The sequence below is a fragment of the Stenotrophomonas sp. 2YAF22 genome (genome assembly GCF_052114665.1).
Lineage (GTDB): Bacteria > Pseudomonadota > Gammaproteobacteria > Xanthomonadales > Xanthomonadaceae > Stenotrophomonas > Stenotrophomonas indicatrix.
In genome coordinates this window covers 1-3118 of sequence record NZ_JBFRFE010000527.1, presented here as the reverse complement: position 1 = coordinate 3118, position 3118 = coordinate 1, and the positions used below count along the sequence as shown (strand labels likewise).

Below are 3118 nucleotides of genomic sequence, written 5' to 3'. Positions count from 1 at the left end.
CCGCGACAGCCAGCGGCTGTTGCCGATGGAATACAGCGCCCACGAGAACAACGCACCGAACGCGCACAGCAGGCCGATCAGGCGTTGCCGCCAAGGCGTGCCCAGATGCTCGGACATCAGCGCCTCCCAGCCGACCATCGCTACGCCGAGCACGCACAGCGCCAGCGCCGGCAGCAGCTGCTTCAACGGCACCGCACCCTGCTCGCGCACGCCCACCAGGGTGACCACGACCGGAATCAGGCCGACAATCAACGAAGCAGCGGCGCCACCGGCCCACTGCACCGCCGTGGCCAACAGCAGGAAGTACACCAGGTTGCCGGCCAGGCTCAGCCACAACAGGCCGATCCACTCGGCGCGACCGAGCTTCGGCGCCAGCCGCTTCCAGCGCGGCAGCAGCAGGACCACGGCGATCAGGCCATAGACCAGATAGCGGCCGGCGGAAAGCTGCAGGGCATTGAACGTGCTCAACACGGCGGGCGCGAGGAAGACCACGCCCCACAGCGCACCGGCGGCGATGCCATTGGCGATGCCCAGGGCAATCGGGTTGTTGCGCATTGCAGGATCACAGCAAGAACGGGCCGCGCAGTGTAAGCGGCCCCTTGCCGGCCGGTCTTGACCGAGGCTACTGCCGGTTCGCTTGCGCAGCGTTGGGTGTGGCTCGCCGCCATGCCGCCGGCGTCTGCCCGCATTCGCGGCGCAGCGCACGGGTCAGTGCACTCTGCTCGGAATACCCTGCGGCCAGTGCGATATCGCTGATCGATGCCGGGCTGACCCGCAACTGGTGCTTGGCCCAGCGCAGGCGACTGGCACTGAGCCACGCCTGCGGGCTGAGCCCGAACTCACGCCGGAACACCGCATGCAGGCGGCTTTCACTGATGCCGACAAAGGCAGCCATGCGCGCCACCGACCACGCCTGCCCCGGCATCGCCTCGACCGCAGCGCACAGGCCCTGCAGGCGGGCACCACTACCGGCAGGCGCGAAGGTCCGCAGCAGTTCCGGCAACAGCGCAGGCACCGGCTGCCCTGCCTGCACCCGGGCAAGCCGCTGCCGCAGTGACGCAGGTAGATGCAGCCAGCGCTGCCGGYACAGATACTCCTGGGTCGCGTCATCGAGCACACTCGGCCCGCAGTCGACAATCACGAAACCGTTGGGACCATCGGCCATCTGGTCGTGCGCCTCGCCGGCAGCCACGAATGCCCCCTGCAGAAGGTCAAGACGGCCGCCCCTGCCCTCCGTCTCGAACTGCAGCTCACCCAGCAGTGGCAGCACCCACTGCGCATAGTCGTGGCGATCCAGGCCGGTGGCCTGACCGTAGTGCCGTAGATGGAAAATGGCGCCCATTCGCCCAGTGTGCGCGCGCCGCTGCCGGGCCGCAATGTTGCGCTAACCCTCCACGCCGAGGAAGGTAAACGGTGCGCTGGGCACGAAGTGCTGCAGCGCATCCCCGGCAAACGTATTGCGCTGGTCGCGGCCCAGATCAAGCTTGAGCACCTTGCCGCCGAAATCGACCTTGGTCAGATCGACCCAGAACGTGTTCGGGGTCAGCGCCGACTCGAAGAAGTACAGGCGCCGCTTGTGGTCGGCGACCGTGCGCCAGCGGGTGGACGAGATGTTGGGCTCGCCCGGCGTGGTGATGCCGAACGGTACCGATACGTTGCGAATCACGCTGAACACACTGGCCAGCGCCTCCACCGGATCTTCCGCTTTCGGAATCGCGTTGATGTAGAACGACGCGCGCGCGAAGCGGTCGGCCGAACGGTTGGTGCCCGGCAGCATCACGGTGCCACCGATCTGCTGCCAGTAGCTGTTCAACGCCAACTGCTGGTCGAAGATCGGCGAATTGGTCATCACCTGGTAGCGGCGATCGTGGTGGATCACCTGGCGCCCGCCGATGTATTCGACGATCGCGCTGTCACCCGTCGCATCGGACAGCGACAGGTGCAGCGTTGCCTGGCGGTCCTCGCCAGGCACCTTGTCGGTGACGATCGAATACGGCTCGCGCTGCAGGGCGGTCACCGCCTCTTCCACCGTCGCGAAATTATCCAGCACGTACTGCGCCCACAACGAGATGGACAAGCCGGGCTTGCCGCTGCGCTGGGCCGGATATTCCGACTCCACCAGCCACAGCAGGTTGGCGACCAGGCCCTTCTCGTTCATGCCATCGGTGGTGGAAATGTCATAGCCGGTGGCTACCACGCTGCCGTAGCGTGCAGTCCAGGCGATCGACCCCGGCCCCGCCTTTCCGGTGCGCGCAATGCCACGCGGCAACACGTAGAGATTGGTGGCCACGTCCACTTTCCAGTCCATCGAGCGGGCGGTGATGACATCACCGTTGTCGCCCAGATACACCGCGCGCGTGCAGGCCATCGCCGGCATTGCCGCCGTCGCCAGCGCCGCCGCCAGCAATGCGCTGCCTTTCCATTTCTTCCGTGCCATGTCGTGCTCCGTTCCCCGGGAAGGGTGATCTGAACCCCGCAACGGTGAGATGAACGTGAAGCCTCAACGCCACCAGCGATCATGCAGCCAGAAACCGGCGGCCATTGCTGGCACGAACCACAGGGCTTCGCGCGCCCCCACCGCCAATGCGGCCAGCGCTGGCCCGGGGCAATAGCCGACCCAGCCCCAGCCGATGCCGAACACTGCAGCCCCCAACAGCAAACGCGCGTCGACAGTCTGCGTCGTCGGCAGCTGAAAGCGCTCGGCGCAGCATGGCCGCTGCCGCCGCCGCAGCCAGAATTGACCCAGTGCACTGACCAGCAGCGCCGACGCCAGCACCCAGGCCAGCGTGGGATCGAAGTCGCCAGCCACATCGAGGAAACCGAGCACGCGACGCGGGTCGGTCATGCCGGCCAGCGCGAGGCCGGCACCGAACAGGCCACCGGCCGCGCCTGCGAACCAGACGCTGCGGCTCATGCCAGGCCTCCGCCGTGGCGTACCAGGAACGTGGTGAGCATCGCGCAGGCCATGAACACCAGCACCGCCATCAGGGATCGTCGTGAACCACGGGCGAGGCCACAGACACCGTGGCCGCTGGTGCAGCCATTGCCCAGCCGCGTACCGAAGCCCACCAGCACACCGGCACCGATCAATTGCCAGGCCGGCAGTGCGTCACGCAGC

At 67.1% G+C, this 3118-nt stretch carries 5 protein-coding genes; all 5 read right to left on the bottom strand.

Annotation, left to right across the window (positions count from 1 at the left end):
- Window positions 1-555 (bottom strand): EamA family transporter (locus AB4Y84_RS17610; RefSeq protein ID WP_442250555.1); only part of this gene is annotated, 555 nt, incomplete at its 3' end.
- A gap of 67 nt (window positions 556-622) precedes the next feature.
- A complete protein-coding gene (locus AB4Y84_RS17605; protein WP_442250554.1) occupies window positions 623-1342 on the bottom strand; it encodes a helix-turn-helix domain-containing protein in 720 nt (239 codons plus the stop codon).
- Between the two features lie 42 nt (window positions 1343-1384).
- Window positions 1385-2437 carry a linear amide C-N hydrolase gene (locus tag AB4Y84_RS17600; protein WP_442244781.1) on the bottom strand — a complete coding sequence of 351 codons (1053 nt, stop codon included), beginning with the start codon at window positions 2435-2437 and terminating at the stop codon, window positions 1385-1387.
- A 63-nt stretch (window positions 2438-2500) separates the two neighbouring features.
- Window positions 2501-2914, bottom strand: coding sequence for a DUF6691 family protein (locus AB4Y84_RS17595; RefSeq protein WP_336027675.1), 414 nt, complete (start codon window positions 2912-2914; stop codon window positions 2501-2503).
- Window positions 2911-3118 (bottom strand): YeeE/YedE family protein (locus AB4Y84_RS17590; protein WP_442250553.1); only part of this gene is annotated, 208 nt, incomplete at its 5' end. The genes AB4Y84_RS17590 and AB4Y84_RS17595, both read right to left, overlap by 4 nt.